Below are 1136 nucleotides of genomic sequence, written 5' to 3'. Positions count from 1 at the left end.
AGGATGTCGATGCCGGCCTCGTGGAGGCCGCGCGCAGCCTCCAGCGTGGTCGGGAATTCCGCGACGGCGACGCCGTCGCGCACGGCGTCCGCGACGTTCTCGTCGGTGGTGTCGTCATGGCTTGCGAGCGGGATCTTGTAGGCCTGCGCCAGCGCCACGATCGCGCGCATGTTGGTGGCGGCATAGGCCTTCTGGTACTCGAAGCGCTTTGCGAACAGCTCGTCGAGCTCGGCATCGGTCTTGCCGCCGCCCTTGCCGCGGTAATAGTCGCGCAGCTTGACCTCGTCGCGGAACTGGCGCTGGCCGGGGGTGTGATCCATCAGCGACATCAGCTTGACGTCGGGGCGGTCGATCAGCTCCTTGGCCTCCTCGACCACGCTCGGCATCGGGATTTCGCAGCGCAGATGCAGGAAGTGGTCGGCGCGCAGCAGTCTGGCGTCGCGCGCGGTGGTGATCGCGGCTGCGAGCACGCCGGCACGGCCGTCGACCTCCTCGGCGCCGTCCTCACGCCAGACCCGGAGCGAATCGAACACGGTGGTGATGCCTGAGGTCGCGAGCTGACCGTCATAGGAGATCACGGCGGCGACCGGATTCCAGAACACTTTCGGGCGCGGCACGTAGTGAGCTTCGAGGTGGTCGGTATGGAGCTCGATCAGGCCCGGCATGATCAAATCGCCGCCTGCATTCTCCGCACCCGCAGGCGCCCTGCCCTCACCGATCTCGGCAATGTGGCCATTGGCAACGGCAAGCCAGCCCTGCTCGATCACCCGGTCGGCCAGCACGATCCTGGCATTGGCGATCACGATATCCTTCGGGACGTTCATTTCCATTTCCTTCAGGCCGCGGCGGCAAAGCTGGTGACGTCGACAACACGGTCCGCAATCAGATGACGGATTTCGTCGTCGTGGACAATGGCGACCATAGCGACGCCCTGGCGCTTTTTCTCGGCGACAAGCTCGACCACCACAGTGCGGTTGGCGGCATCGAGCGAGGCGGTCGGCTCGTCGAGCAGCAGGATCGGAAGGTCCGAGATGAAGCCGCGCGCGATGTTGACGCGCTGCTGCTCGCCGCCGGAGAAGGTCGCGGGCGGAAGCTGCCAGAGCCGCTCGGGGATGTTGAGACGGTGCAGCAACTCG

The 1136-nt window shown here is 65.9% G+C and carries 2 protein-coding genes; both read right to left on the bottom strand.

The features are described 5' to 3' along the window. Positions 1-824, bottom strand: an 824-nt coding sequence (locus MOV75_RS39115) for an alpha-D-ribose 1-methylphosphonate 5-triphosphate diphosphatase (RefSeq protein ID WP_247008185.1), incomplete at its 3' end; no start/stop codon positions are given. An 11-nt stretch (positions 825-835) separates the two neighbouring features. After that, on the bottom strand, positions 836-1136 hold a 301-nt coding region (locus MOV75_RS39110; RefSeq protein ID WP_247008183.1), incomplete at its 5' end, for an ATP-binding cassette domain-containing protein.

This window comes from Bradyrhizobium sp. PRIMUS42, assembly GCF_023006515.1.
GTDB lineage: Bacteria > Pseudomonadota > Alphaproteobacteria > Rhizobiales > Xanthobacteraceae > Bradyrhizobium.
The sequence above is the reverse complement of the archived record's forward strand: the minus strand, read 5'-3'. Positions and strand labels throughout refer to the sequence as shown.